The 22,952-nt window shown below is 67.1% G+C and carries 19 protein-coding genes; 13 read left to right on the forward strand and 6 right to left on the reverse strand.

The window, feature by feature from the left end:
• The first annotated feature begins 27 nt into the window (after positions 1–27).
• Genes ACR9Y6_RS11055 through ptsP form a run of 3 tightly spaced genes read left to right on the forward strand, consistent with a single transcriptional unit; the run spans position 28 to position 2,472 of the window.
• Positions 28–420, forward strand: a complete 393-nt coding sequence (locus tag ACR9Y6_RS11055) for a PTS sugar transporter subunit IIA (RefSeq protein WP_371024631.1) — start codon at positions 28–30, stop codon at positions 418–420.
• The gene (locus ACR9Y6_RS11060) at positions 413–682 is read left to right on the forward strand and encodes an HPr family phosphocarrier protein (RefSeq protein ID WP_481281318.1); all 270 of its coding nucleotides are present in this window, start codon (positions 413–415) and stop codon (positions 680–682) included. Before ACR9Y6_RS11055 ends, ACR9Y6_RS11060 begins: the two co-directional genes overlap by 8 nt.
• 32 nt (positions 683–714) lie before the next feature.
• Positions 715–2,472 (forward strand): phosphoenolpyruvate--protein phosphotransferase, encoded by a 1,758-nt coding sequence (gene ptsP / locus ACR9Y6_RS11065; protein ID WP_481281319.1) that lies wholly within the window; start codon positions 715–717, stop codon positions 2,470–2,472.
• A gap of 283 nt (positions 2,473–2,755) precedes the next feature.
• Here the strand turns inward: ptsP and ACR9Y6_RS11070 are convergent, their stop codons facing one another.
• Both ACR9Y6_RS11070 and ACR9Y6_RS11075 read right to left on the reverse strand, forming a co-directional pair.
• On the reverse strand, positions 2,756–5,227 hold the full coding sequence (locus ACR9Y6_RS11070; protein ID WP_481281320.1) for an acyl-CoA dehydrogenase: 2,472 nt from the start codon (positions 5,225–5,227) through the stop codon (positions 2,756–2,758).
• A gap of 55 nt (positions 5,228–5,282) precedes the next feature.
• The gene (locus tag ACR9Y6_RS11075; protein ID WP_481281321.1) at positions 5,283–6,161 is read right to left on the reverse strand and encodes an alpha/beta hydrolase; all 879 of its coding nucleotides are present in this window, start codon (positions 6,159–6,161) and stop codon (positions 5,283–5,285) included.
• A 139-nt stretch (positions 6,162–6,300) separates the two neighbouring features.
• On the opposite strand from ACR9Y6_RS11075, the gene ACR9Y6_RS11080 reads away from it, so the two are divergent.
• The 5 genes from ACR9Y6_RS11080 to ACR9Y6_RS11100 all read left to right on the forward strand — a co-directional run bounded on the left by ACR9Y6_RS11080 (position 6,301) and on the right by ACR9Y6_RS11100 (position 10,981).
• Positions 6,301–6,891: a TetR/AcrR family transcriptional regulator gene (locus tag ACR9Y6_RS11080; RefSeq protein WP_306852103.1), complete on the forward strand. Its 591-nt coding sequence runs from the start codon at positions 6,301–6,303 to the stop codon at positions 6,889–6,891.
• Positions 6,892–6,989: 98 nt separating this feature from the next.
• Positions 6,990–8,783, forward strand: a complete 1,794-nt coding sequence (locus ACR9Y6_RS11085; protein ID WP_481281322.1) for a phosphoenolpyruvate carboxykinase (GTP) — start codon at positions 6,990–6,992, stop codon at positions 8,781–8,783.
• A gap of 294 nt (positions 8,784–9,077) precedes the next feature.
• Positions 9,078–9,632: an RNA polymerase sigma factor gene (locus ACR9Y6_RS11090; RefSeq protein ID WP_481282720.1), complete on the forward strand. Its 555-nt coding sequence runs from the start codon at positions 9,078–9,080 to the stop codon at positions 9,630–9,632.
• Positions 9,629–10,048, forward strand: coding sequence for a hypothetical protein (locus ACR9Y6_RS11095; protein WP_481281323.1), 420 nt, complete (start codon positions 9,629–9,631; stop codon positions 10,046–10,048). The genes ACR9Y6_RS11090 and ACR9Y6_RS11095 overlap by 4 nt, the downstream gene beginning before the upstream one ends.
• A 24-nt stretch (positions 10,049–10,072) precedes the next feature.
• Positions 10,073–10,981, forward strand: coding sequence for a DUF4097 family beta strand repeat-containing protein (locus ACR9Y6_RS11100; RefSeq protein WP_481281324.1), 909 nt, complete (start codon positions 10,073–10,075; stop codon positions 10,979–10,981).
• 570 nt (positions 10,982–11,551) lie between these two features.
• Here the strand turns inward: ACR9Y6_RS11100 and ACR9Y6_RS11105 are convergent.
• Positions 11,552–12,505: a hypothetical protein gene (locus tag ACR9Y6_RS11105; RefSeq protein WP_481281325.1), complete on the reverse strand. Its 954-nt coding sequence runs from the start codon at positions 12,503–12,505 to the stop codon at positions 11,552–11,554.
• A 260-nt stretch (positions 12,506–12,765) separates the two neighbouring features.
• On the opposite strand from ACR9Y6_RS11105, the gene ACR9Y6_RS11110 reads away from it, so the two are divergent.
• A complete protein-coding gene (locus tag ACR9Y6_RS11110; RefSeq protein ID WP_481281326.1) occupies positions 12,766–15,660 on the forward strand; it encodes a bifunctional diguanylate cyclase/phosphodiesterase in 2,895 nt (964 codons plus the stop codon).
• Positions 15,661–15,665: 5 nt separating this feature from the next.
• Here ACR9Y6_RS11110 and hslO read toward each other — a convergent pair whose 3' ends face one another.
• Entirely contained in the window at positions 15,666–16,586 is a 921-nt protein-coding gene (hslO, locus tag ACR9Y6_RS11115; RefSeq protein ID WP_481281327.1) for an Hsp33 family molecular chaperone HslO, read from the reverse strand.
• A gap of 106 nt (positions 16,587–16,692) precedes the next feature.
• Here hslO and mtgA point away from each other — a divergent pair, with 106 nt between their 5' ends.
• The 3 genes from mtgA to ACR9Y6_RS11130 all read left to right on the forward strand — a co-directional run bounded on the left by mtgA (position 16,693) and on the right by ACR9Y6_RS11130 (position 18,893).
• Positions 16,693–17,433, forward strand: coding sequence for a monofunctional biosynthetic peptidoglycan transglycosylase (gene mtgA / locus ACR9Y6_RS11120; protein WP_481281328.1), 741 nt, complete (start codon positions 16,693–16,695; stop codon positions 17,431–17,433).
• An 8-nt stretch (positions 17,434–17,441) separates the two neighbouring features.
• Positions 17,442–18,386 carry a glycosyltransferase family 2 protein gene (locus ACR9Y6_RS11125; RefSeq protein ID WP_481281329.1) on the forward strand — a complete coding sequence of 315 codons (945 nt, stop codon included), beginning with the start codon at positions 17,442–17,444 and terminating at the stop codon, positions 18,384–18,386.
• Between the two features lie 78 nt (positions 18,387–18,464).
• Positions 18,465–18,893: a CBS domain-containing protein gene (locus tag ACR9Y6_RS11130; protein WP_481281330.1), complete on the forward strand. Its 429-nt coding sequence runs from the start codon at positions 18,465–18,467 to the stop codon at positions 18,891–18,893.
• Here ACR9Y6_RS11130 and ACR9Y6_RS11135 read toward each other — a convergent pair.
• The gene (locus ACR9Y6_RS11135) at positions 18,890–20,164 is read right to left on the reverse strand and encodes an NTP/NDP exchange transporter (RefSeq protein ID WP_481281331.1); all 1,275 of its coding nucleotides are present in this window, start codon (positions 20,162–20,164) and stop codon (positions 18,890–18,892) included. The genes ACR9Y6_RS11130 and ACR9Y6_RS11135 overlap by 4 nt on opposite strands.
• A 185-nt stretch (positions 20,165–20,349) precedes the next feature.
• On the opposite strand from ACR9Y6_RS11135, the gene ACR9Y6_RS11140 reads away from it, so the two are divergent.
• Positions 20,350–21,696: a serine hydrolase domain-containing protein gene (locus tag ACR9Y6_RS11140; protein ID WP_481281332.1), complete on the forward strand. Its 1,347-nt coding sequence runs from the start codon at positions 20,350–20,352 to the stop codon at positions 21,694–21,696.
• Positions 21,697–21,731: 35 nt separating this feature from the next.
• Here ACR9Y6_RS11140 and ACR9Y6_RS11145 read toward each other — a convergent pair whose 3' ends face one another.
• Positions 21,732–22,763, reverse strand: coding sequence for an energy transducer TonB (locus ACR9Y6_RS11145; RefSeq protein ID WP_481281333.1), 1,032 nt, complete (start codon positions 22,761–22,763; stop codon positions 21,732–21,734).
• Positions 22,764–22,952: the final 189 nt, after the last annotated feature.

Raw genomic sequence — 22,952 nt, forward strand, 5'->3', positions numbered from 1 at the left:
GCCCAAGCCATCACGAGACACCGGGCGATGAGCGTCGGCGTCCTCCTCATGACCCACGAAGCCGTCGGCAAGGCGCTGATTTCCGCCGCTCGGCACGTCATGCCCAAGCTGCCGCTGGACATCGACGCCGTCGAGGTACCGCCCAGCGCCGACCCGGACGTCATGCGCACGCTCACGGCGAAGCACGCCCGCGACCTCGACCACGGCGAGGGCGTGCTCGTCCTGGCCGATCTTTACGGCGCCACCCCCTGCAATATCGGCCTGTCCCTGGGCGAACTCGGCGTCCACCTGCGCTGCGTCTCGGGGCTCAACCTGCCGATGCTGCTGCGGGTTCTCAATTATTCGGAAAAATCGTTGCCCGAACTGGCCGAGATCGCGGCCAGCGGCGGCCGCGGAGGGATCTTCATCGACCATGCTTGAACGAGACATCGTGGTATCCAACCGGCTGGGCCTGCACGCGCGCGCATCAGCCAAGCTCGTCCAGCTGGTTTCAGGTTTCAAATCGACGGTCTGGCTCATCAGCAAGGGGCGCGAAGTGAACGCGCAAAGCATCATGGGCGTCATGATGCTGGCCGCCGGCATGGGCACCGCGCTGACCGTGCGCGCCGAGGGAGCGGACGAGGAAACCGCCCTTTCGGCCGTCATCGACCTGTTCGACCGCAAGTTCGACGAGGGTGCCTGAAGCATGAACCACGTGCGCAGAACGAGGGCCGCATGAGAATCGTGTTGACCGGTACGCCGGCCGCACGGGGCATGGCCCTCGGCCGGGCGCGCCTGGTCCAGCCGAACATCCTCGCCGTGGACATGCGGATGCTCGAGGACAAGGAGATCGGCCCCGAGATCGAACGCCTGCACCAGGCCCTCGATACCGCCCGTACCGAACTCCATGAACTGCGCGGCAAGCTTCACGGCGCGCTTGCCCGCGAGGTCGGCGACTTCATCGATGCGCATAGCCTGCTGCTCGACGACGAGGAACTGCTCCGTGGCCTCGACGAACTCGTCACCGTAGGCCACTACACCGCCAGTGCCGCGCTGAAGATGCAACGCGACCGCCTCGCGGCGGTGTTCGACGCGATGAACGACCCTTACCTCAAGAGTCGTGGCGAGGACATCGACCAGGTCATCGGCCGCGTCATGTCCGCGCTCAACCAGCAGTCCAGTCGCGAGGAACGCAAACTCGCCGCCCGGGTCGGCGAAATCGTCGTCAGCGACACGATCGCACCGGCCGACATGGCCGCGATGGCCGGGCAAGGCATGCTCGGCGTCATCGCCAGCGCGGGCAGCATCTATTCGCACAGCGCCATCCTCGCGCGCAGCTTCAACCTGCCGATGCTCGTCGGCACCCGCGATGCGCTGGCGACCGTCAACGACGACGACCTCGTGCTCATCGATGCCGAACACGGCGAGGTCATCGTCCATCCCACCGCGCAAGACCTCTCGCGCTACCGCCAGTGGCAACGGCAGGCCGCCGCCGAAGGCCGCCGGCTCGCCGCACTGGCCACCGCCCCCACGCTCACGAAAGACGGCGCCCACGTGCGCCTCTTCGCGAACGCGGAACTGGCCAGCGACGTCACCCTCGCCCGCTCGCGTGGCGCGGACGGCGTCGGCCTCTACCGTTCGGAATTCCTGTTCCTGCGCCAGCGGGGCCTGCCCTCCGAAGACGAGCAGTTCGCCGCCTACCGGGACGTCGTGCTCGGCATGGGCGGCCTGCCCGTCACCATCCGCACGCTCGACCTCGGCGCCGACAAGGCCGACGCCGCCGGGCTGGCCATCCGTGGCGAGGACAACCCCGCGCTGGGCGTCCGTGGCATCCGCCTCTCCCTGCGCTATCCGGACATCTTCAGCGTGCAGCTGCGCGCCATCCTGCGCGCGGCCTGCTATGGGCCGGTGCGAATCCTGGTTCCGATGATCACCCACCTCGGCGAGATGACCGAGGTGCGCCGACTGATCAAGAAGGCACGCGAAGACCTGGCGAGGGCTGGCCAGGAGCTGCCGGAGCGACTCGACGTCGGCGCCATGATCGAGGTACCGGCCGCCGCGATCGGCGTCACCTCGATCCTGGAGAAAGCCGACTTCCTCGCCATCGGCACGAACGATCTCGCCCAGTACGTGCTCGCCGCCGACCGCAACAACGATGCGCTCGAAGGCATCTACGATCCACTGCAACCCGCGTTCCTGCGCCTGATCGCGCACGTGGTCGCCAGCGCGCGCCGGGCGAAGAAACCGGTGAGCCTGTGCGGTGAAATCGCCGGGGATACCCAGTTCACCGCGCTGCTCCTGGCCATGGGCCTGGAGGAATTCAGCATGCATCCGGGCCAGCTCCTGCAGGTCCGCGACCGCCTCACCCAGCTCGACTGCGGCGCCCTTCGCCGTGCGGCGCCACGCCTGTTCCGTGCGCATTCGCGCGACGAGGTGGAGGCACGGCTGCTCGAAGTCGTGGCCTTGCAGGACGGCTGCGCCGAAACCCGATAGCGGCGCCGCTTCCAATGGAAGTCGGCTTCCGTGGGAGGCCACCTTTTGTGGGGGGCCACCTTTGTGGGAGGCCACCTTTCGTGGGAGCCGCTTCAGCGGCGATGGGTGCTTGCCTCGGCCTGGCCCGCTGCCGCGGGATCGCCGACAAGGTCGGCTCCCACAAGGGCGGGGCCGCCAGAGCGGCTCACGCCAGGCAAGAAGGTCCGCTCACAATAAAAAAAGGCCGCGATCGCTCGCGGCCTTTTTGTCTTCCAGCGGTACCGTTTCCGAACGATGCCGTCGACTACGCCGCGCGCACCGGCTTCATCGCTTCCGCATTGCGCACCACGTTCGCCCGCAGTTCCTCGCTGTCGAAGTCGTCCACCGAGATGAATTCGGCGACGCCGTCGCGGACGCGCTGCAACAGCTCGCGTTCGGCGGGCGTGATGGCGCCGAGCTTCTCGGCTTCCGCCAGCTGCTCGTTGTACGTGTGCGAGCGCAGCTGGCCCCCCTTGAACGCCTTGAGGAACTTGCGCTCCACCGGCTCCGCGGCGATGACGTCCGGCAGGATCGCATTCATGCGGCCCACCGTGTTGTTCGCCGTCGGGGTGAGGTAGCTCCACGTGGTGAGGCGGTCACGGGCTTCGTTCGGCGCCGTGATCAGCGCGGCGACGCGACGGCCCAGGCGGTCCGACGGCGGCACTTCGCGACGACCGAACGGGAACACCAGGGCACGCAGCAGCCAGGCCACCGGACGGACCGGGAAATTGCGGATCACGCCGTCCAGCGCCATCTGCATCTTCCACACGCATTCATGGAACGCCCAGGCCAGCAGCGGACGATCCGCTTCGGGGCGGCCGGTGTCCTCGTAACGCTTGAGCATCGCGCTGGCGATGTACAGGTACGAGAGTGTGTCGCCGAGGCGGGCCGACAGCTTCTCCTTGAACTTCAGCTTGCCGCCGAGAACGCCCATCGAGACGTCCGCGCAGAGCGCCAGCGCCGCGGAGTAGCGGTTGAGCTTGCGGTAGAAGCGTCGCGTATAGGCGTCGCCGGCGGTGTCGCCGATCTTCGCCGCGGTGATGCCGAGGACGAAGCTGCGCACCGCGTTGGAGAAGCCAAAGCCGATATGGCCGAACAGTGCCTTGTCGAAGGTGGTGAGGCGCTCGCGGTAGTCGGCGATGTTGAGCGCCTGCATCTCCTTCAGCACATAAGGATGGCAGCGGATCGCGCCCTGGCCGAAGATCATCAGGCTGCGCGTCATGATGTTCGCGCCTTCCACCGTGATGGCGATCGGCACGCTCTGCCAGCCGCGCCCCATGTAGTTCTTGGGACCGAGGATCACGCCCTTGCCGCCATGGATGTCCATCGCGTCCGACGCGATCTGGCGGCACCACTCCGTGGCGTGGTACTTGGCGATGGCCGAAGGCACCGCCGGCTTCTCACCGCGATCGACCGCCGCGGCGGTGGCGCGCGACAGCGCCTGGACGGCATAGGTGAGGCCGCCAATGCGGGCCAGCGCTTCCTCCACGCCCTCGAAGCGGCCGATGGCCAGGCCGAACTGCTTGCGCATGCGTGCGTAGGCGCCGGTGGCGGCCACCGCCATGCGCGACGCGCCGGTGGCGTTCGACGGCAACGAGATCGCGCGGCCGACCGAGAGGCACTCGACCAGCATGCGCCAGCCCTGGCCAGCCATGTGCGGGCCGCCGATCAGCACGGACAACGGCACGAACATGTCCTTGGCGTGGACCGGGCCGTTCTGGAACGGCGTATTGAGCGGGAAGTGCCGGCGGCCGATCTGCATTCCCGGCGTCTCGCGCGGAAGCAGCGCCAGGGTGATACCCAGGTCTTCCTTGTCGCCGAGCAGCTTGTCCGGGTCGTACATGCGGAACGCCAGGCCGACGATCGTGGCCACCGGTGCCAGCGTGATGTAGCGTTTGTCGAACGTCAGGCGGATGCCGACCGTTTCCTCGCCATTCCACATACCCTTGGTGACGATGCCGAAATCGGGAATCGACGTGGCGTCCGAGCCGGCGTACGGGCCCGTCAACGCGAAGCAGGGAATTTCACGCCCATCCGCCAATCGCGGCAGGAAGTGGTTCTTCTGCTCGTCGCTGCCGTAGTGCATCAGCAGCTCGCCCGGCCCGAGCGAATTCGGCACGGCGACGGTGGAAGCCAGCGTCTGCGACATGCTGGACAGCTTCTGCAACACCGCCGAATGGGCCAGCGCGGAGAAGCCGAGGCCGCCGTAGCTCTTCGGGATGATCATGCCGAAGAACTTGTTCTTCTTGATGAACTCCCAGACGTTCGGCGGCAGGTCGGCCAGTTCGTGGGTGATCTGCCAGTCGTCGATCATGGCGCAGAGTTCTTCGACGGGGCCGTCGAGGAAGGCCTGCTCTTCGACCGAGAGCTCGGGCTTCGGCTGGCGAAGCAGCTGCGACCAGTCCGGCTTGCCCGAGAACAGTTCGCCCTCGAAACCGACCGTGCCGGCCTCCAGCGCGGTCTGCTCGGTGTCGGAGAGCTTCGGCGTCACCTTGGCGAATATCGACAACAGCGGCGCGCTGATCTTCTTCCGGCGGAAGTCGACCATCAGCAGTGGCACCGCCACGACCGCGAGCAGGATGAGGAGCACGATGGTGGCCGCCGGCGCGCCGGCGAGGAAACCCACGACGAGGATCGTCGCCGCCGTCGCGACGGCCCACGTCTTCAGGGACGTGCGGTGGTAGGCACAGGTACCGGAGGCGATGAGCGCCGCCAGCACAACTAGGATCGCAGACATCGGTATCACCTCGTCACAGTCGGGTCGTTGCTACGTGTTTCGTGGAGCGGTTGGATCAAAGGGTTTCGAGGAACGTCGCGATCTCGCGGGTGAACGCGTCGTTCGCGTCGCCCGCCACCATGTGCGTGGCGTCGGGCAAGGCCACGTGGCGCGCATGCGGCACGAGGCGGAGGAATTCATCGACGGTGTGGCTGGACACCACGTCGCTGCGTGCGCCGGACAGCAGCAATACCGGGACCGTCACCCGTGCGGCGGCGGCGAACAGTCGCGGCTGGTAACGCTCGCTCTGCTGGATCGGACCGTCGAGTAGGGCGGGGTCCCAATGCCAGCGAAGGCGCCCGTCGCCGTCCTGACGGAGCAGGGGTTTCAGCTGCGCTTCCGTCTTGCGCTCGCGACGGTGCGGCAGGTACGCCTCGATCGCCGAGGCGGCCTCGTCGTAGTTCGCGAAACCATTCGGGTGCGCGCGCATGAAACCGAGGATACGTTCCACGCCGGCGGTTTCCCACCGTGGCGTGATATCGACCAGGACCAGGGCCGAGAAGGGTTCCCTGCCTTCCTCCGCCTCACCCGCGGCCAGCAGGCCGAGCAGACCGCCCATGGAGGCGCCGACCAATACCGGAGCACGGCCATCCGCCGAACGGGCATGGGCCGCCACCGTCAGCAGGTCGGCGACGAACTGCTCCATGTGGTAATCGCCCCGCGGCACGCGTTCGCTCTCGCCATGACCGCGGGCATCGAAGGTGGTGGCGTCGAAGCCCTGTGCCGCGAGCGTCCGCGCCGTGCCGTTCCACGCATGGCGGGTCTGGCCGAAACCGTGCGCGAACAGCAGCGACGGCAGGCGCTCGCCGCGCCAGTGCTGGGTGGCCAGCGCGATGCCGTCGAACGAAACGAGGCTGGCACGAGCCGAGTGGACAGGGGACGGGATGGCTACCATACGGTTGAGTATGTAACCCGCGGCGAGGTGCGTCAATACGCCAGCGTACGGTCATGTAACGGCTGGCAAGTCAAGGTCTTATGCAACATATTCGAAGCCTCCCAATTGCAAACCGCCACGTCTCCGCTACCATGCGTCGATGAACGACGGTGCCAAGAACGAACGAGTCCGCCTCTCCGCCGAAGATTGGGAAGACGGCGCCCTAGCCCTCATCGCCGAACAAGGTGTCGGCGCCCTCGCGGTCGAAGCCCTGGCGCGGCGCCTCGGCGTCACCAAGGGTAGCTTCTACTGGCACTTCCGCACCCGCGAGGCCTTGCTCCAGGCTTCGCTCGAACGCTGGGAAGAATACGGCGAACGCGAGGTGCTGGCGGAAATCGAACGCATCCCCGACCCGCTGAAGCGCTTCCCGGAACTGTTTCGCCGCGTCGCGCACGAACTGCAGCCGCATCGCGTGTATGCCGCCCTGCTCAAGGCACTCGACCATCCGCAGGTGGTGCCGGTGATGTCGCGCGTCTCGCAGCGGCGCATGGAATTCCTCACGCGGCTCTATCAGGAAGCGGGCCTGGAGCCTGTCGTCGCCCTGCATCGCGCACGCCTCACCTATGCCGCGTACGTCGGGTTCCTGCAGTTGAACTTCACCCTCGGACTGCCCCGCCTCAGCCACGAGGAGTTCGACGCCTACGTCGAACACATGATCGCCACGCTCACACCGGCGCGATCCACCGACTGATCCTGAATGGCACGCGCGCTTTTGCTGCGCCGTGCCTTGCCAATACCAGGCCACGCAAACTACTGTCTCCGCTTGCGTTTAACTGGAGACCACCAAGGATGCGATCGCACGGCAGTTCACTGGAAGCATTGAATCGATGGGTCGACGAGGTCGCCGCGTTGACGGAGCCCGCCTCCGTTCGCTGGTGCGATGGCTCGGAAGCGGAGTACGCCGAACTCGTCCAGACGATGCTAGCCAGTGGCGACCTCCTCCCGCTCAATGCGGAGAGCAACCCCCGCAGCTACCTGCATCGCTCGCACCCTTCGGATGTCGCGCGCGTGGAACACCTGACGTTCGTGTGCACGCCGGACAAGGAAGACGCCGGCCCGAACAATCACTGGATGGCACCGGCCGACGCGCACGCGAAGATCGATGCCCTGTTCGCCGGCGCCATGCGTGGCCGCACGATGTACGTGATCCCTTACTGCATGGGTCCGATCGATTCGCCGCTTGCGCGCTGCGGCGTCGAGATCACCGACAGCCCCTACGTGGTCGCCAACATGCGCATCATGACGCGCATGGGCACGCCGGCGCTCGCCCGCATCGAGCGCGAAGGCCAGTTCGTGAAGGGCTTGCACTCCACGGGCGACCTCGATCCGGAGCGCCGTTTCATCATGCATTTCCCCGAGGAACTCTCGATCAAGTCGATCGGCTCGGGCTACGGCGGCAACGCGCTGCTCGGCAAGAAATGCCACGCGCTGCGCATCGCCAGCTACCAGGCGCGTCGCGAAGGATGGCTCGCCGAGCACATGCTCATCGTCGGCATCGAGAATCCCAAGGGCGAGAAACACTACATCGCCGCCGCGTTCCCTTCGGCATGCGGCAAGACCAACCTCGCCATGCTCATTCCCACCGAGGGCTACCGCAAGGCGGGCTGGAAAGTGTGGACGGTCGGCGACGACATCTGCTGGATGACCCCGGGAAAAGATGGACGCTTGTGGGCGATCAACCCGGAAGCCGGCTATTTCGGCGTAGCCCCGGGAACCAGCGCCAGCACCAATCCCACCGCCCTGGAAACGCTCGGCCACGATGCGATCTTCACCAATGTGGCGTTGACCGCCGACAATCGCCCCTGGTGGGAAGGCCTTGGCGAAGGTCAGCCGGTAACGGACTGGCAGGGCCGCCCGTACGACGCGGCCAACGGTCCTGCGGCGCACCCGAATTCACGTTTCACCGTGAGCGCGAAACAATGCCCGAGCTGGGCGCCCGAATCGGAAGAAGCCGCCGGCGTGCCCATCTCGGCGATCGTCTTCGGTGGCCGTCGTCCGTCGCTGGTGCCCCTGGTCTTCGAAGCGAAGGACTGGGCGCACGGCGTGCTCGTCGGTGCGGCCATGGGCTCGGAAACCACCGCCGCCGCGACGGGAGCCGTCGGCGTGCTCCGGCGTGACTCCATGGCGATGAAACCCTTCTGCGGCTACAACTTCGCCGACTATTTCGCCCATTGGCTGTCGTTCGACAAACCGGGGGCGAAACTGCCGCGCATCTTCCACGTGAACTGGTTCCGCAAGGACGCCGACGGGCGCTTCATGTGGCCGGGCTACGGCGAGAACCTGCGGGTGCTCGACTGGATGATCCAGCGCGTCGAAGGGTTGGCCAAGGGCGTGGACACGCCGATCGGCACCGTGCCCGCGAAGGGCGAGTTGCATACGGATGGACTTTCCCTCCACCCGGGCAAGCTCGAGGAACTGCTGCACATCGATGTCGAAGGCTGGCAGGAAGAACTGCGCGCCATCGGCCTGTACCTCGACGGCTTCGGCGAACGCATGCCAGCGCGGCTGAAAGCCGAGCGCGAACGCGTCAGCAAAGCGCTCGATGCCGCCTGCGCGGGAAAACGCGCGACGCACGTGGCCTGATCGGGGGTCTTGCGGCCCGTCCCAGCCTCGGGGCGGGCCGTATCGCCGCTGAAGCGGCTCCCACAAAGGCTCTGGTCTGCCCTTCTTTATGAATTTGCAGGCCTACCCTTCTCCTTGGCGGGCTCACCCTTCCTTCTTGGCAGGCTTGCCCTTTCTCCTTGGCGGACCTGCCTTTGCTCCCTGGGAGCCCGCCCTTGCTCCTTGGCGGGACCGCCCTCCTCGTTAAACCGTTTCCCCCTTGCCCGCATCCAAGCTGGCAAGATGAACGCCCTATGCATCGCCGCCACGTCCTTCATGCAGCCTGAGCTGCCCACCGCCTCGTCGGACGACGATACCGTGCGTGCGGCGGTGGCCGGCGACCGCAAGGCCTTCGAAGCCCTGTACCGGCGCCATGCAGACCGCGTGTACGGCGCGGTGCTGCGTCTGGCGGGTTTCGATCACGCACGTGCGGAGGACCTGACCCAGGAAGCCTTCATCCGCGCCTGGCAGAAGCTCGACGGCTTCCGTTTCGAAAGCGCGTTCGGTACCTGGGTGTACCGGCTGGCCGTCAACGTGGCGCTGATGTCCATACGCGCCCGCAACGCCGACCCGGTCAGCATCGTCGACGACGAGCACCTGCCGGAGATCACCGACATCGACAATCCCGTCCGCGCGTTCGAGCGCGGCGAGCTGGAAAAGGCCATCGCGTGCTTGCCGCCGCGGGCCCGTGCCGTCCTCGTGCTGCACGACGTGGAAGGTTGGAAACACGAGGAGATCGCCGTCGAGCTTTCGATGGCGGTGGGCTCCTCGAAAGCGCAGTTGCACCGTGCGCGCGGACTGCTCCGCCGTGCGCTGGGAGATAAACCATGAACGAACTCGACTACCTGCGCCAGATGCGCTCCCTCAACCGCCCGGTCGTGCCCCATCGCGACCTGTGGTCCGGCATCGAAGCCCGTCTCGACGAGGCCCCGGGTGCTTCCGCGGTACGACACCGCCGTGCGCGCCCCTGGCTGATGGCCGCGGCCATTGCCGGCGTAGCCGTACTCGGCGGTGGCCTCGGCCTGCACCTGGTCTCCCCCGACGACAGTGCTCGCCTGGCCTCCGGGTCGGCCTGGAAACCTTCCGATCCGCGTCTTTCCGGCGCGGCGGTCGAACTCGACGCCGCACGCATGGAGCTCACGCAGGCCATGCAGGACTCCCCCGATTCAGCCGCGTTGCAGCGCCTGCTGCTGCGCACCGAACGCCAGCGCGACCGTCTGCGCAACCTCGAAAAGCAAGCCGGCTAAACGCGAACAGCCAGGACACTACCCATGAAAACGCTCTATCTCACCCCCCTGCTGCTGGCGCTTTCGATCGGCGAGGCCTTTGCCTCGACGCCGATCAACCTGTCGAAAGACATCCGCCCCAACGCGAAGATCAGCATCGAAAACGTCAAGGGCGAAGTCACCGTCACCGCCTGGGACAAGAACCAGGTGCAGGTCTCCGGCAGCCTCGGCGACGGCGCCCGCCCGCTCGAACTCGACGGCGACGACCACAATGTGGAGATTCGCGTCGAAGGCGACGAGAAGAAAGGCAACTGGTTTAGTTGGGGCAACGACTCGCGCATGCAGCCGACCATCCTCAATGTGCGCGTGCCCAGGGCCGTGGAAGTCCATATCAACGTCGTCAGTGCGCCGGTCAGCATCGACGGCCTGGATGGCGGCAAGATCGATGTCGAATCGGTCAGCGGACGCATCCGTGCGAACCTGCGATCGCCCAACGTCAGCATGCAAACGGTGAGTGGCACGATCGACCTCGCCGGCCGTGCGGGGCAAGCCGAACTGCAAACGGTCTCCGGCGACATCACGGCGCCGAACATCGGCGACAAGATCGAAGCCCAGACGGTTTCCGGCCGCATGACCATCGGCGGCGGCCCCTGGAAGGAAGCCAGTTTCAGCACGGTGTCCGGCGACACCCAGGTCAACGGTGCTCCGGCGCGCGGCGGCAAGCTCGATGTCGATTCCATGAGCGGCGACGTGCAACTCCAGTTGCCAGCCGACGCCTCGGCCCGGCTCGAGGCCTCCACCTTCAGCGGTGACCTGCGCAGCGACTGGGGCAATCCTTCGCGTGGCGACGATGGCCCGGGCAAGGAACTGAAAACCACCATCGGCGGTGGCGACGCCTTCATCCACGTCGAGTCGTTCAGCGGCGATGTCCGCATACGAGGCGCTGGACGCTGAATACGACGAAGCCGCCCAAGGGCGGCTTCTTCTTTTGGTCCTTCGCGAAGCAACGCCCGCGACCCGGGTGGACGCCGTCTCCGTGTGAAACACCCTCACGCGGGTGGGAAGGGGCAAGCACCACGGAGAGCGGCACGCCACACGTGGCGAGCGGTGCTCTGCCAACCAATCCACCCCAGGGTCGAGAGAGCTGTCGGGCGCCACCCTCGGCGCGACATTAGGAGCCGAGGACGGGCGGGCGGAGAAGGCCCGCAGGGGATCGGCCAGGACGGCCGATCGTTTCCGCTGAGCCACGGAGGGCGAATCGGAAACCCCCGCCCGACCGTCCGAGCCCGAAGGGGCGCAGCCATCAAACACGGCCGCGCAGCGGCATCCCTTCCCAAGGGACGGCGACTACCGTCGCGCCGAGGGTGGCGCCCGGCAGCTCCCCTCGCCGCACACGGCGACGCGAGGGCGAAGCCGAGCCGTGCATGCAACCGGCCCGCTGCCGCGGGATCGCCGACAAGGTCGGCTCCCACCAGGGTCGGCTCCACTCGAAGTACCTGCCTTCGGGAACCGGCGATTCCGGCCTCAGAGATCCTGGTGGTACTGCACGTAAGGCGTACGCGACTGGTCCGGCTCGGGACCGGCGGGGCTGCTCGGTGCGTTCCCCGACGACCACACGTTCTGCGCGCCAACGGACAACTCACCGCGCCAGGGCAGGCGCCAGGTCACGCCAAGGTCGATCGCGCTCCAGCGGCGGTCCGGGTTGATGCCGTTCACGGCGTTGGCTTCCGGCTGCATCGTGCGGCCGGTGATCGAACCCGACAAGGGGCCGCGATCGACGCCGAAACTGAGCGCCTTCTGGTCCACCGTGCCGATGCCGAGAAGGTTGCCCGGTAGCAGGCGAATCCGGCCGATGCTCGCGCCGAGGTCGATGCCACTGCGCGCACCCAGGTCGACACGGCCATGGGCATTCAATTCGGTGCTGGAGGAAAGTGCGCTGAGCGGCAAGCCCGAAGCGGTGGCGAGGCCAGGCAACACGCGAGGCAAGGCCGCACCCGTGCCGGTCGGGCGGCTGGAACCGACGCCGACGCCCACGCTGTAACCCGTGCCGCGGAAGGTGGCGCCCACTTCGCTGCCGACGATACGCGGAGGCGCACCGGGGGTGCTGCAGCGGTCGCTATGGCCCGCCGAGGCACCGCAGGATTCCACCGAGTTGATCCAACCCTGGCCACTGACGCTGGCATGGGCCTGGACACGCGGCCCCAGGTCGTATTGCAGTCCGCTGGACAGGAAGGGGCCCGAGTCCACCGGACGCAGGGCCAGTGGTTTGGCCTGGTCGGCGCGATCGTCGGACTGGAGGGACAGCGTGCGGCCATCCGGGGCGCGCCACAACGACAGCCTGCCCTGGTCCGCACGAGCGGACGAGGCCGGTTGCTGGCCCAGCAGCTGCGATGCCGTGGCGTCCGAACCCACCGGCGCGACCTGTCCTGCCGCGGCGAGCGGCATGAACAGAAGCATGGTGAGTAAGGATCTGCGCATCGTGGTCTTTATCGGCAGCGGCTGAGATTCCCCGAGGTCCCGCCTCAGCCTGACGGGAACGACCCGAGTCTAAACCATTTTACTTTTTACTAACACCCCGGGGAGGCCCTCTTCAGGATTCGGATTAGCTGCCGTTTATGACGCAAGGGAAGATTCGGGCGCCCAGGCGCAGGCCCCGTGAGATTGGGTTCCACGCCCCATCGCACGGCCGCGTTAACACATATAGACTGACCCGACCACGACCGGAACCTCGTCAGGCGATGACTTTCGCTCCATCCCACAGCCCGACCTTGCAGGCGCCCGGTCACGGCGAGGTAGAGCCGTTGCAGGATGCCGTGGAGCGGTTGCTGCGCGCAGCGGATGCGGAGGGCGTGCGTACGGAATGCGAGGCCTTCGTCCAGTGCTTGCTGCCGGATGCGAAGGTGACGTGGCGACCCGCGGCAAGCGGCGAGGCGGCCGTTCCGGGCGTGCTCGAACTGGCCGTCGACCCACAGAGCGAACGGATCCTCGAGGTCGTGACCAGCGACGCCGACCTGTCCACCGGGGGCGACATGCTCGCCTGGCTGGGCAGGCTCGCTTCTGCGCGCCTGCGCCAGCTCGCCGAAACGGCCAACCTCTACGAGGCGATCTCGCGCCTCGCCCTCGCCGAACGGCTCCAGCGCGCGTTGTACGCGATCGCCGAGCAGGCAGGCGCCGAGCACAACATGAAGGACATGATGAGTGCGCTGCACGGCATCGTGGGCAGCCTCATGTATGCCGAGAACTTCTTCATCGTCCTTTACGACGCACAGAACCGCACGGTGCGTTTCCCGTATTTCGTCGATACGGAAGACCAGGACATTCCCGATCCCGAAGGCGTGCGCACCATCGAGGCCATCGAGAACACGCTCACCTGGAACGTGTTGCAGAGCGGCCGGTCGATGATGGGTGCCAGCAGCGAACTGGAAAAGACCCTGCCCGGTCCGCGCGTCCCCATCGGGCCGCCCAGCGACGACTGGCTGGGCGTGCCGATGAAACGCGGCGAGGACGTCGTCGGCGCCCTGGTCGTGCAGAGCTATCGCGACGACACGCACTACACGGAAAACGATCGCGAGCTGCTCACCTATGTCGCGCAGCATGTGCAGACCGCGCTCGAACGCCGGCAGGCCCACGAGGAACTGGAGCGCCGCGTCACCACGCGAACGGCGGCCCTGCGCGAGGCCAACCGCGTGCTGCGCCAGCAAGTCCTGCAACGCCAGCGCGGTGAACGCCTGCAGGCGGCGCTGTTCCGCATCGCGGAACTGGCCAACACCTCCGACAGCATCGAGAACTTCTACGCCGCCGTGCACAGGGTCATCGGCGGCCTGCTGTATGCGCGCAACTTCTACATCGCATTGCTCTCGGAAGACCAGAACAAGCTGACCTTCCCCTATTCGGTCGACGAACTGGATGGCGTGCGCGAACCGCGCGAGCTGGGCCGTGGCCTGACCGAATTCGTGCTGCGCAACGGCAAGGCCTTGCTCGCCGACCGCGAGGAGATCGACCGGCTCAACCGCGACCACGTGCTCTCCCCCAGCGGCGCGCGTTCGCTGCACTGGCTGGGCGTGCCCCTGATCTGGAACGAGAAGTCGATGGGCGTGCTGGCCGTGCAGAGCTATACGCCCGAGCACACCTATAGCGCGCGCGACCAGGAACTGCTGACCTTCGTCAGCTACCACATCGCCAACGCCTTGCAGCGCAAGTACACCACCGAATCGCTGAAGCAGGCCTACGCCAGCCTGGAGCGGCGGGTGACCGAGCGCACGCGTGCGCTGGCCCTGGCCAACCGCGACCTGCGCGAGCAGATCGCCGAGCGCGAGCGCGTCGAGCGCCGCCTCAAATACGAGACCCTGCACGACTCGCTCACCGGGCTGCCCAACCGCACGTTGTTGTTGCAGCGGCTCGAGCAGGCGCTGAACCACTACCGCGAGAATCCCGTCGACCTGTTCGCGGTGCTCTTCATCGACCTCGACCGCTTCAAGGTCATCAACGATTCGGTCGGCCACCTCGTCGGCGACGATCTCCTCTTCCAGGTGGGCGGGCGTATCCGCGCCTGCCTGAAGACCCGCGATGTCGTAGCCCGCCTCGGTGGCGACGAATTCGCCGTGCTGGTCGAAGGCATCGTCGACCCGCAGTCGGCGACGCATATCGCCGAACGCATCATCGCCCAGTTGCAGACCCCGTTCCGGCTCGGCGCGAAAGAGATCTTCACGTCGGCATCGATCGGCATCGCCCTGCCCACGCCCGAGTACACCCGTCCGGAAGAGTTGCTCCGTGACGCCGATTCGGCCATGTACAGGGCGAAGGACGAGGGCCGGCACCGCGCCGCGGTGTTCGACGACCGTCTGCGCCGCGAAGCGCTTTCGTTGCTGGAACTGGAGGGCGACTTGCGCCGGGCGCTCACCCGCAACGAGTTCGTGCCGTTCTACCAGCCGATCGTCGATCTGGAAGACCACCGCGTGGTCGGCTACGAAGCGTTGCTGCGCTGGCGCCATCCCGAGCGCGGCTTGCTGTCGCCGGGTGAATTCCTCTCCGTGGCCGAGGACACCGGCTGCTCCGAGGCGATCGACTGGCAGATTTTCGAGCAGGTGGCACGCCAGGCCCGAGCGCTGGTGGGCGACGAAGGCTTTATCAGCATCAACGTGTCGGGCAGCCATTTCCGTTCGCCGGACCTGGACCAGCGCCTGCTCGACCTGCTTATCGAACACAAGGTGCCGGCCCGCTCCATCCGCGTGGAAGTGACCGAGCGCGCGCTGCTGGAGAACCCGGCCCAGGTGAAGCGCATCCTCGAGAACCTGCGCGACCACGGCGTGGGCATCGCGCTGGACGACTTCGGTACCGGCTATTCGTCACTCAGCTACCTGCACCAGTATCCGATCGAGACGCTGAAGATCGATCGCTCCTTCGTCATCGAACTGCCCGCCGAAGACAGCGAGGCGCACAGCACGGCGGTGGTCAGGGCGATCCAGGCCCTGGCCAATTCGCTGCGCATGCAGGTGATCGCGGAAGGCATCGAGACGGAATCCCAGATGCGTGCCCTGCGCCGGATCGGATGCCGTTTCGGCCAGGGCTTCCTCTTCGCCCAGCCCGCCCCTGCCAGCAAGTGGCTGGGCTCGCCGCTATCGCTGGACGCCTGACCCCGCTACTGCAGGGTCGAGGGCGAGGGCGGCGTTTCCACCTGGGTGAGCAGGCGCTCCGCATCCACGCGGTCGAACGTGTAACGGGTGGCGCAGAACTCGCAGATCACCTCGATCTCGCCGTCGCGGTCGTCAAGCGTGGCTTCGACCTCCTCGCGCCCGAGCGCGCGCAGCATGCCCTCCACGCGCTCTTGCGAGCAGGTGCAGCCGAAGGCCAGCGGCTTGGGCTCGTAGAGGCGCACCGATTCCTCGTGGTAGAGGCGGTACAGCAATTCCTCCGGCCGCGTGGCGAGCATTTCACTGGCACTGAGGGTGGCCGTGAGATGGCCCACGCGCGACCAGGCCTCGTCGTCGTCCTCGGCGGCGCTGTGGCCACCCTCTCCTGGCACGGGCTGTAGCATCAGGCCGACCGCATGCTCGCCATTCGCGGCGAGCAGGATGCGTGCGGGGAGCTGCTCCGAGCGTTCGAAGTAGTTTTCCAGTGCCTGGCTGATCGACTCCGTGTCGTCCAGCTCCACGACGCCCTGGTAACGGCCCCGCTCGGCATGGCCGATGGTGATCGCGAGCATCGCCTCGGGCAGGCCCGCCAGCGCGAGTCGCGCGGGCAAGGCCTTGGTGTCGTACCGCGCGAGGCCGCGCAGGCGACCCCTGTCGCTGCATTCGGCGAAGAGCAGGTGCAGCGGCCCCTGGCTCTTGAATTCCAGGGAGAGGGATCCCTCGAACTTGATGTTGCCCGTGAGCAGCGCGCTGGCGGCCACGGCCTGCCCCAACGTGTCGCGCAAGGCGGCCGGGTAATCGGCACGCGAGGCGATCTCGTGCCAGCTGGCGCCGAGGCGTACCAGCACACCGCGCACGCCCGCCTTCTCGAGCATGAAGCGGTGCAATACGTCTTCGGACGCAAGGGTTTCAACGATCGAATCGGTCACGGCGGTCTCCTGGTGATCCGACGGAAGATGGGGACTCGCCGGAGCGCCGGCAAGCCCGCGAAGGTCCAGGCCCTTATACTGCGCCATCCTTCGTCACCGCGCCGCCATGAGTCCGACGCCCCGTTCACCGTTCCGCCGGATCGCCCGCCTCGTGGGCCTGTCGCTCGTCTCGTGGCTGGCGTTGTCGTGCCTGGTGGTGCTGGTCCTGCGCTTCGTGCCGCCATGGACGAGCGCGATGATCATGGAGCGCCGCGTGGAGGCGCTGGTCGGTGGAGAGAAGGATTTCGCCTACCGCCATCGCTGGGTCCCGTGGGAACGCATCTCTCCGCAGGTCGGCATCGCGATGGTCGCGGGCGAAGACCAGAAGTTCCCGTTCCATCATGGCTTCGACGTGGACGCGATCCAGGACGCGATCGATGCCGCCGATGAAGGCAAGCGCCTGCGTGGCGCCAGCACCATCAGCCAGCAGGTGGCCAAGAACCTGTTCCTCTGGAATGGACGCAGCTTCGTGCGCAAGGGCATGGAGGCCTATTTCACCGTACTGATCGAAGCCCTGTGGCCGAAGCGGCGCATCCTCGAGGTCTACATGAACATCGTCGAGCTGGGTAATGGCGTCTACGGCGTCGGCGCCGCGAGCGACGTGTTCTTCCACACCACGCCCGACCGCCTCGGCGTCGTCCAGGCCGCGCGACTCGCCGCCGTCTTGCCGAATCCGCGCCGATTCCGCGTCGACGCACCCAGTGCGTACGTGCAGCGGCGCACGGCATGGATCGCCCAGCAGATGGGCCAGCTCGGCGGCCCCGCCTACCTCACCCGCCCGGCGCCCGTCGCCGGTCGTGTCCGCTGAGACCGCCCATGTCCTTTTCCCTCGCCATCGTCGTCCCCGCCTATAACGAAGCGCTGGTCATCGACAGTTTCCATGCCCGGCTCGGCGCCGTCCTCGGCACCATCGACGCGAACACGCACGTCATCTACGTCGACGACGGCAGCCACGACGAGACATGGGCGCGCCTGTGTGTGCTGGCCGAGCAGGACCCGCGCGTGGAGGCGATAAGGCTGTCGCGCAACTTCGGCAAGGAAGCCGCCCTGACGGCCGGCCTCGACCACGTGGATGCCGACGCCGTGGTCGTCATCGACGCGGACCTGCAGGACCCGCCCGAGGTCATCCCCGCGCTCATCGCGCGCTGGCGCGAAGGCAACGACGTGGTCTACGCGACCCGCGGCGAACGCGATGGCGAAACGCGCACGAAGAAATTCACCTCGGCCGCCTTCTATCGCGTCATGGAACGCGTATCCGACACCCCGCTGCCCCGGGACACCGGCGACTTCCGCCTTTTGTCGCGGCGCGCGGTGGAAGCGCTGCGCGAACTCCGCGAGCGCCAGCGGTTCATGAAGGGCCTGTTCGCCTGGATCGGCTACCGGCAGGCCGCCGTCACCTACCACCGCGACGCCCGCTACGCCGGCAGCACGAAGTGGAACTACTGGCGGCTGACCAACCTCGCCGTCGAAGGCATCACCTCGTTCTCGACCGCGCCCTTGCGTATCGCCACGTGGCTGGGCGTCTCCGCCGCCACGCTCGCCTTCCTCTACGGCCTCTGGGTGTTGCTGAAGGTCCTGATCTGGGGCGATCCCGTCCGCGGCTACCCCACGCTCATGGTGGTGATCCTGTTCCTCGGCGGTGCGCAGTTGCTCGCGCTGGGCGTCATCGGCGAATACGTGGGCCGTACCTACTCCGAGTCCAAACGCCGCCCGCTCTACTACGTGGAATCGCGCCGGGGCGGCCGTCCGCCCTTCACCTGATCGTTACCCTGGCCGGTCCGTCGCGGCGGTAGACTGGAGCCCGAGCGGCACGCGCCGCGTCCATCCGGGGAGTCGAGCATGCAGCAGGTCAAGCATCTCCTGGCAGCGAAGGGCACGGCGGTTTTCGCCGTCGCACCCGAGGCGCCCGTCTATGAAGCGATCCAGCAGATGGCCGAGAAGAACGTCGGCGCGCTGGCGGTCATCCGGGGCAGCGAACTGGTCGGCATCGTTTCCGAGCGCGACTACGCGCGCAAGGTGATCCTCAAGGATCGCTCCTCGCGCGACACGCCCGTGGCCGACATCATGACGGCCAGCGTGGTGACGGTCGCGCCGGACGCTTCCGTCGACGAGTGCATGCGCCTGTGCACCGATGGCCGCCTGCGCCACTTGCCCGTGCTGGAAGGTGGCCGCGTGGTGGGCATGATCTCCATCGGCGACCTGGTGAAGGCCACCATCTCGGAGCAGAAGGAAACGATCAACCAGCTCGAGAGCTACATCGTCGGCTAGGTGTCCTTCGACTCCGGTTCGAGGTCCGGCGAGGTGGCGGCGCGCCGGGCCACCTCGGTCGCGATAGCGGCCAGCCCCGAACCGATCAGTCCTATGCCCGCGATGCCCACGCCCACGGCATGCAGGCCAGTGAGCCCGCTGGTGACCAGCAGGTCGCCGAAACGCCATACCGCCGTCTCGATGAAGTTCTTGCCCTTGTAGCGCGCCTCGCGGGGCATGCGCGTGTACAAGGCATCCGAAGCGGGCTTGGTCATGCCGTAGGTCGTCCCGCGCGTCACCACCTGCACGATGACGATCAGTGGCACGGCGATGCCGAAGAGCATCGTGTCCGGCCCGTGCAGGGTCAGCAGCAGGAGCAAGCCGAAGTTCACCACGGAAGGCAGCACCAGCGCCCAGAGCGGACCGAAGCCGCGCATCAGCAGTGGCGTCAGGGTGAGTTGCAGCAGGGCACCGAAGCCATTGATCCACAGGTCGAGGTCGGCGTAGAACGCGGTACGTGCCGCGTTGTCCGTGAAGTGGGCCTTCGTGTAGTCGGCCATCAATGCGTACGCCATCGTGGCGATGCCGTCGCTCAGCAGCATCAGCAGGGTCATGTAGCGCAGGAACGGCTGCGAGAACGCCGCCTTGGCACCCTGCAGGATCGAGCCGCCCACGGGTGCGCCCCCACTGCGGTCGTTACCTTCCCTGTCCGTGGGCAGCGCCAGGAGCGCCCCCAGGGCCAACAACAAGATCACCGCGGACACCACGAGCATCGACGGTACGCCCAGGCGAACCACCAGCGATCGCGTGAGCAACGGTCCCACCAGCGCGCCGATCATCCCGCCGAAGGCGATGAAGGGGAAGACCAGGCGCGCCTCTACGCTCCGGTACACGTCCGCCATCACGCTCCAGAAGAGCGAGACCACGAACAGGTTGAAGACGCTCACCCAGACGAAGAACACCCGGCCGAGCACCACCGCGCCGATCCGATCCTGGGCGGCGAAGGCAGGAACGAAGGCGACCAGGCAGACGACGAAGGAAAGGTAGCTGCCCAGCAGCACCTGCCTCCGGGGAAACCGGGCGACGAGCCAGCCGAACACCGGAGTCAGGGCCAGCATGACCACGAACACGATCGCGTAGAACATCGGCAGCGACGACGAACCCGCGGCGCCGACGAGCTGGTCGCGCACGGGTCGCAGGACGTAATAGGAAGTCAGCACCAGGAAGAAGGCGATGACCGAGAGCGCCAGGGTGGTTCCCTTGCTCCGGGCGGCATGCGGTGCTGCGTTCACGATGGCCGGCGTGTCCGGTGGAGTCGGTGAAGCCTAGCATGGCGAGACGTTCCGTTCAGCGTCGTCAAGGCACCATCCGTTGTCGCGGACGAGGAAGTAAAAGACAATGCCGGGAACGACGTCCGGACCCCTCCCGGCGTCCCCACTCCGCGGCGTGCCCCACGCCTCGACCCCGCGAGAAAAGCATGTCGTTCCGTTCCGCTTCCCTGCTCGCCTGCGCTTTCGCCTGCGCCGTTGCCGCTCCCTTCGCGCTCGCCGCGCCGCCGCCGAAGCCGCCCGTCGTCCATGTGGACCCCGAAGCCTCCCGGCTGCCAGCGGAACGGGTCAAGGCGACCGTCGAAAGCTACAAACAGTGGCTGGATGCCGCAGAGGCTCGTGATGCCGCCCCCGCCATCGTCACCGCCGTGATCGTCGACGACAAGGTCGTGTATGAACGCGCCATCGGCTACGCGAACGCGAAGACCAAGGAACCCGCCACGCCGGAAACGGTGTTCCGCCTCGCCTCCCTGTCGAAGGCCTTCGCCACGGGCGTCACCGCCGTGCTGGTCCGCGCCGGGTTCCTGAGCTGGGACACCAAGCTCATCGACACCATCCCCTACTTCAAGCTCAAGGACATGCAGGCGGCCCAACAGGCCACCGTGAGGGACATCCTCGGCCAACGGCTGGGCCTGCCACGCAACACCTACGACGCCATGCTCGAATCCGACGCGCCGTACGAGGAACTCGTGCGCAAGCTCGACGAGGTCGATCTCTCCTGCAAGGTCGGCGAATGCTACGGGTACCAGAACGTCGCCTTCAGCATGATCGGCGACGTCGTCTACGCGGTCACGGGAGATTATTTCTTCCGCCAGGTGGAGCGCCGCATCTTCGCGCCGCTGGGCATGACCACCGCCAGCTACGGCCGCGACGCGCTCGAGGCGAGCAAGAGCTGGGCCCGCCCCCATCGCGGCGGACCGCACAACTGGATTCCCTACGAGCCCAACGACAGCTACTACCGCGTCGCCCCGGCGGCGGGCGTGAATGCGAGCCTGCGCGACATGGAGCAATGGCTGATGGCGCAGATGGGCGGGCGTCCCGACGTGCTGCCCACGCCCCTGCTCGACGTGCTGCACGCACCGGAAGTGGCGACGCCTTCCGAGGAGCGCTCGCTGCCCTGGCGCCGGGCACGCGTGACCGACGCGCACTACGCGCTCGGCTGGCGCGTGTTCAAGTACGCCAACGAAGACCTGATCTACCACGCGGGTGCCGTGTCCGGTTACCGCACCATGATCGGCTTCTTCCCCAAGTACCACGCGGGCGTGGTGACGATGTGGAACGCCGCGGGACCGATCCCGGCCGGCCTCATGCCGATGGTGTTCGACAGCCTGCTCGGCCTGCCGCACGTGGACTGGGCCGGCGTGGAAGGTTCCGCGCGTACCGCACCGGTGGCGAAAGCCGCGAAGGCGCCAGCGAAATCACGCGCGAAGGCCGCCGCCAAGACACCTGCGAAGAAGAGCGCGGCCAAGCCGGCCAGGAAGAAGAAACCCGATTGATCCAGCCGCGGCACCGGCCGCGGCTGGTTTTGTCGTCACCGGCCGAGGTTGAACTGCAACCGCCGCCGTAGCGTCACGGTCATCGGTTCGCCGTTGCGCGTGGCCGGCTTGTACTCCCAACGGCTGACGGCGTCGATCGCCGAGCGGTCGAAGACGTGCTTGGGTTGCGCGTCGACCACGGCGACGTTGGTCACCGTGCCATCCGTACCCACCGTCAGCTCGACGTCCACCCAGCCTTCCTGGTTCGCACGCATGGCGGCGGTCGGGTAGCGCGGGCTGACCTGGCGGATGAGGACGGCGTCGCTGATGGCGTCGGCGTCCGCGGCGGGTGCACGTGGCGCCGCGGCGGCCGGACGCGTGGGAGTCGTGGGGCTCGCCGCCTGAGATTGCTGGGCCACGCGTGCCGCCTGCTCGCGAGCCGCCTGCTGGCGCTGCGCTTCGGCGGCCGCCGCCTGCTCCGCCTGGAGCCTCGCGGCCGCGGCGGCATTCTGCTGGGCAAGCTGGGCTTTCTGCGCATCCACCGCCTGCTGCTGCTCCCGGTCCAGCGTCTTGCGCTGGGCGTCGAGCTTGGAGCGGAGGATCGTCAACGTGTAGTTCTCGGGGTCGGCCTTGGCCAGGAGATCGATTTCCCGCTGCGCCTCGTTGAAGTCACGCTGGTTGATCGTCTGCTCCGTGGCGGCGGCACCGTAGGAGAACGTCTCCCGCAGCGCATCCGCGGCCACCGGATTTCCCGGCTGTTTCTGCAGCACCTTCATGTAGAACTCGAAGGCATTGTTGCCCGCCGGGGCGACGAGCCGCTGCTCGTTCATCGCGGTGCGCGCCTCGGCCAGCAGCTGGTCGACGCTGAGCGCGTCCACGTTCGCCGGAGGCGTCTCGCGGGTGGCCGCCGCCTTTTGCGAGGCGGTGGGTACCGGCGATACGCCCGCGGCCGCATCGCGGTAAGGCTTGATGATCAGGAACCAGGCCGCGACCGCGAGCGCCAGCACGATGGCGATGACGGCGAGGGTGACGGGATTGACGGCGCCGCGGGCTCGCGAGCGCGCGGAAAAGCGATGACGGTTATCCATGGCGTTACAGAACGGACTCCGCAAGGCGCGCGCCCCCTGATGGCTTGACGCGGAGAACCCCCCGTCCTCCGCAGCGCGATGTGGCGACAAGGTAACCGTAATGGGCGCGTGAATCCAGTTGGGCGGCCTAGGAGCTTTTCCCGGGCCGGCAAAACCCCTGCTCCAGAAACGAACGACCCCGGCCAGGCC

The sequence above is a fragment of the Luteibacter sp. TLI7-4A genome (assembly GCF_056754745.1).

What these genes read in the sequence shown, in the direction of transcription:
- ACR9Y6_RS11070 (WP_481281320.1), bottom strand. Translation starts at nt 5,227, where the DNA reads ATGTCTGCGATCCTAGTTGTGCTGGCGGCGCTCATCGCCTCCGGTACC.
- ACR9Y6_RS11145 (WP_481281333.1), bottom strand. Translation starts at nt 22,763, where the DNA reads ATGGATAACCGTCATCGCTTTTCCGCGCGCTCGCGAGCCCGCGGCGCC.
- ACR9Y6_RS11090 (WP_481282720.1), top strand. Translation starts at nt 9,078, where the DNA reads ATGCAGCCTGAGCTGCCCACCGCCTCGTCGGACGACGATACCGTGCGT.
- ACR9Y6_RS11100 (WP_481281324.1), top strand. Translation starts at nt 10,073, where the DNA reads ATGAAAACGCTCTATCTCACCCCCCTGCTGCTGGCGCTTTCGATCGGC.
- mtgA (WP_481281328.1), top strand. Translation starts at nt 16,693, where the DNA reads ATGAGTCCGACGCCCCGTTCACCGTTCCGCCGGATCGCCCGCCTCGTG.
- ACR9Y6_RS11080 (WP_306852103.1), top strand. Translation starts at nt 6,301, where the DNA reads ATGAACGACGGTGCCAAGAACGAACGAGTCCGCCTCTCCGCCGAAGAT.
- ACR9Y6_RS11085 (WP_481281322.1), top strand. Translation starts at nt 6,990, where the DNA reads ATGCGATCGCACGGCAGTTCACTGGAAGCATTGAATCGATGGGTCGAC.
- ACR9Y6_RS11125 (WP_481281329.1), top strand. Translation starts at nt 17,442, where the DNA reads ATGTCCTTTTCCCTCGCCATCGTCGTCCCCGCCTATAACGAAGCGCTG.
- ACR9Y6_RS11075 (WP_481281321.1), bottom strand. Translation starts at nt 6,161, where the DNA reads ATGGTAGCCATCCCGTCCCCTGTCCACTCGGCTCGTGCCAGCCTCGTT.
- ACR9Y6_RS11095 (WP_481281323.1), top strand. Translation starts at nt 9,629, where the DNA reads ATGAACGAACTCGACTACCTGCGCCAGATGCGCTCCCTCAACCGCCCG.
- ACR9Y6_RS11105 (WP_481281325.1), bottom strand. Translation starts at nt 12,505, where the DNA reads ATGCGCAGATCCTTACTCACCATGCTTCTGTTCATGCCGCTCGCCGCG.
- ACR9Y6_RS11055 (WP_371024631.1), top strand. Translation starts at nt 28, where the DNA reads ATGAGCGTCGGCGTCCTCCTCATGACCCACGAAGCCGTCGGCAAGGCG.
- ACR9Y6_RS11130 (WP_481281330.1), top strand. Translation starts at nt 18,465, where the DNA reads ATGCAGCAGGTCAAGCATCTCCTGGCAGCGAAGGGCACGGCGGTTTTC.
- ACR9Y6_RS11110 (WP_481281326.1), top strand. Translation starts at nt 12,766, where the DNA reads ATGACTTTCGCTCCATCCCACAGCCCGACCTTGCAGGCGCCCGGTCAC.
- ptsP (WP_481281319.1), top strand. Translation starts at nt 715, where the DNA reads ATGAGAATCGTGTTGACCGGTACGCCGGCCGCACGGGGCATGGCCCTC.
- ACR9Y6_RS11060 (WP_481281318.1), top strand. Translation starts at nt 413, where the DNA reads ATGCTTGAACGAGACATCGTGGTATCCAACCGGCTGGGCCTGCACGCG.
- ACR9Y6_RS11140 (WP_481281332.1), top strand. Translation starts at nt 20,350, where the DNA reads ATGTCGTTCCGTTCCGCTTCCCTGCTCGCCTGCGCTTTCGCCTGCGCC.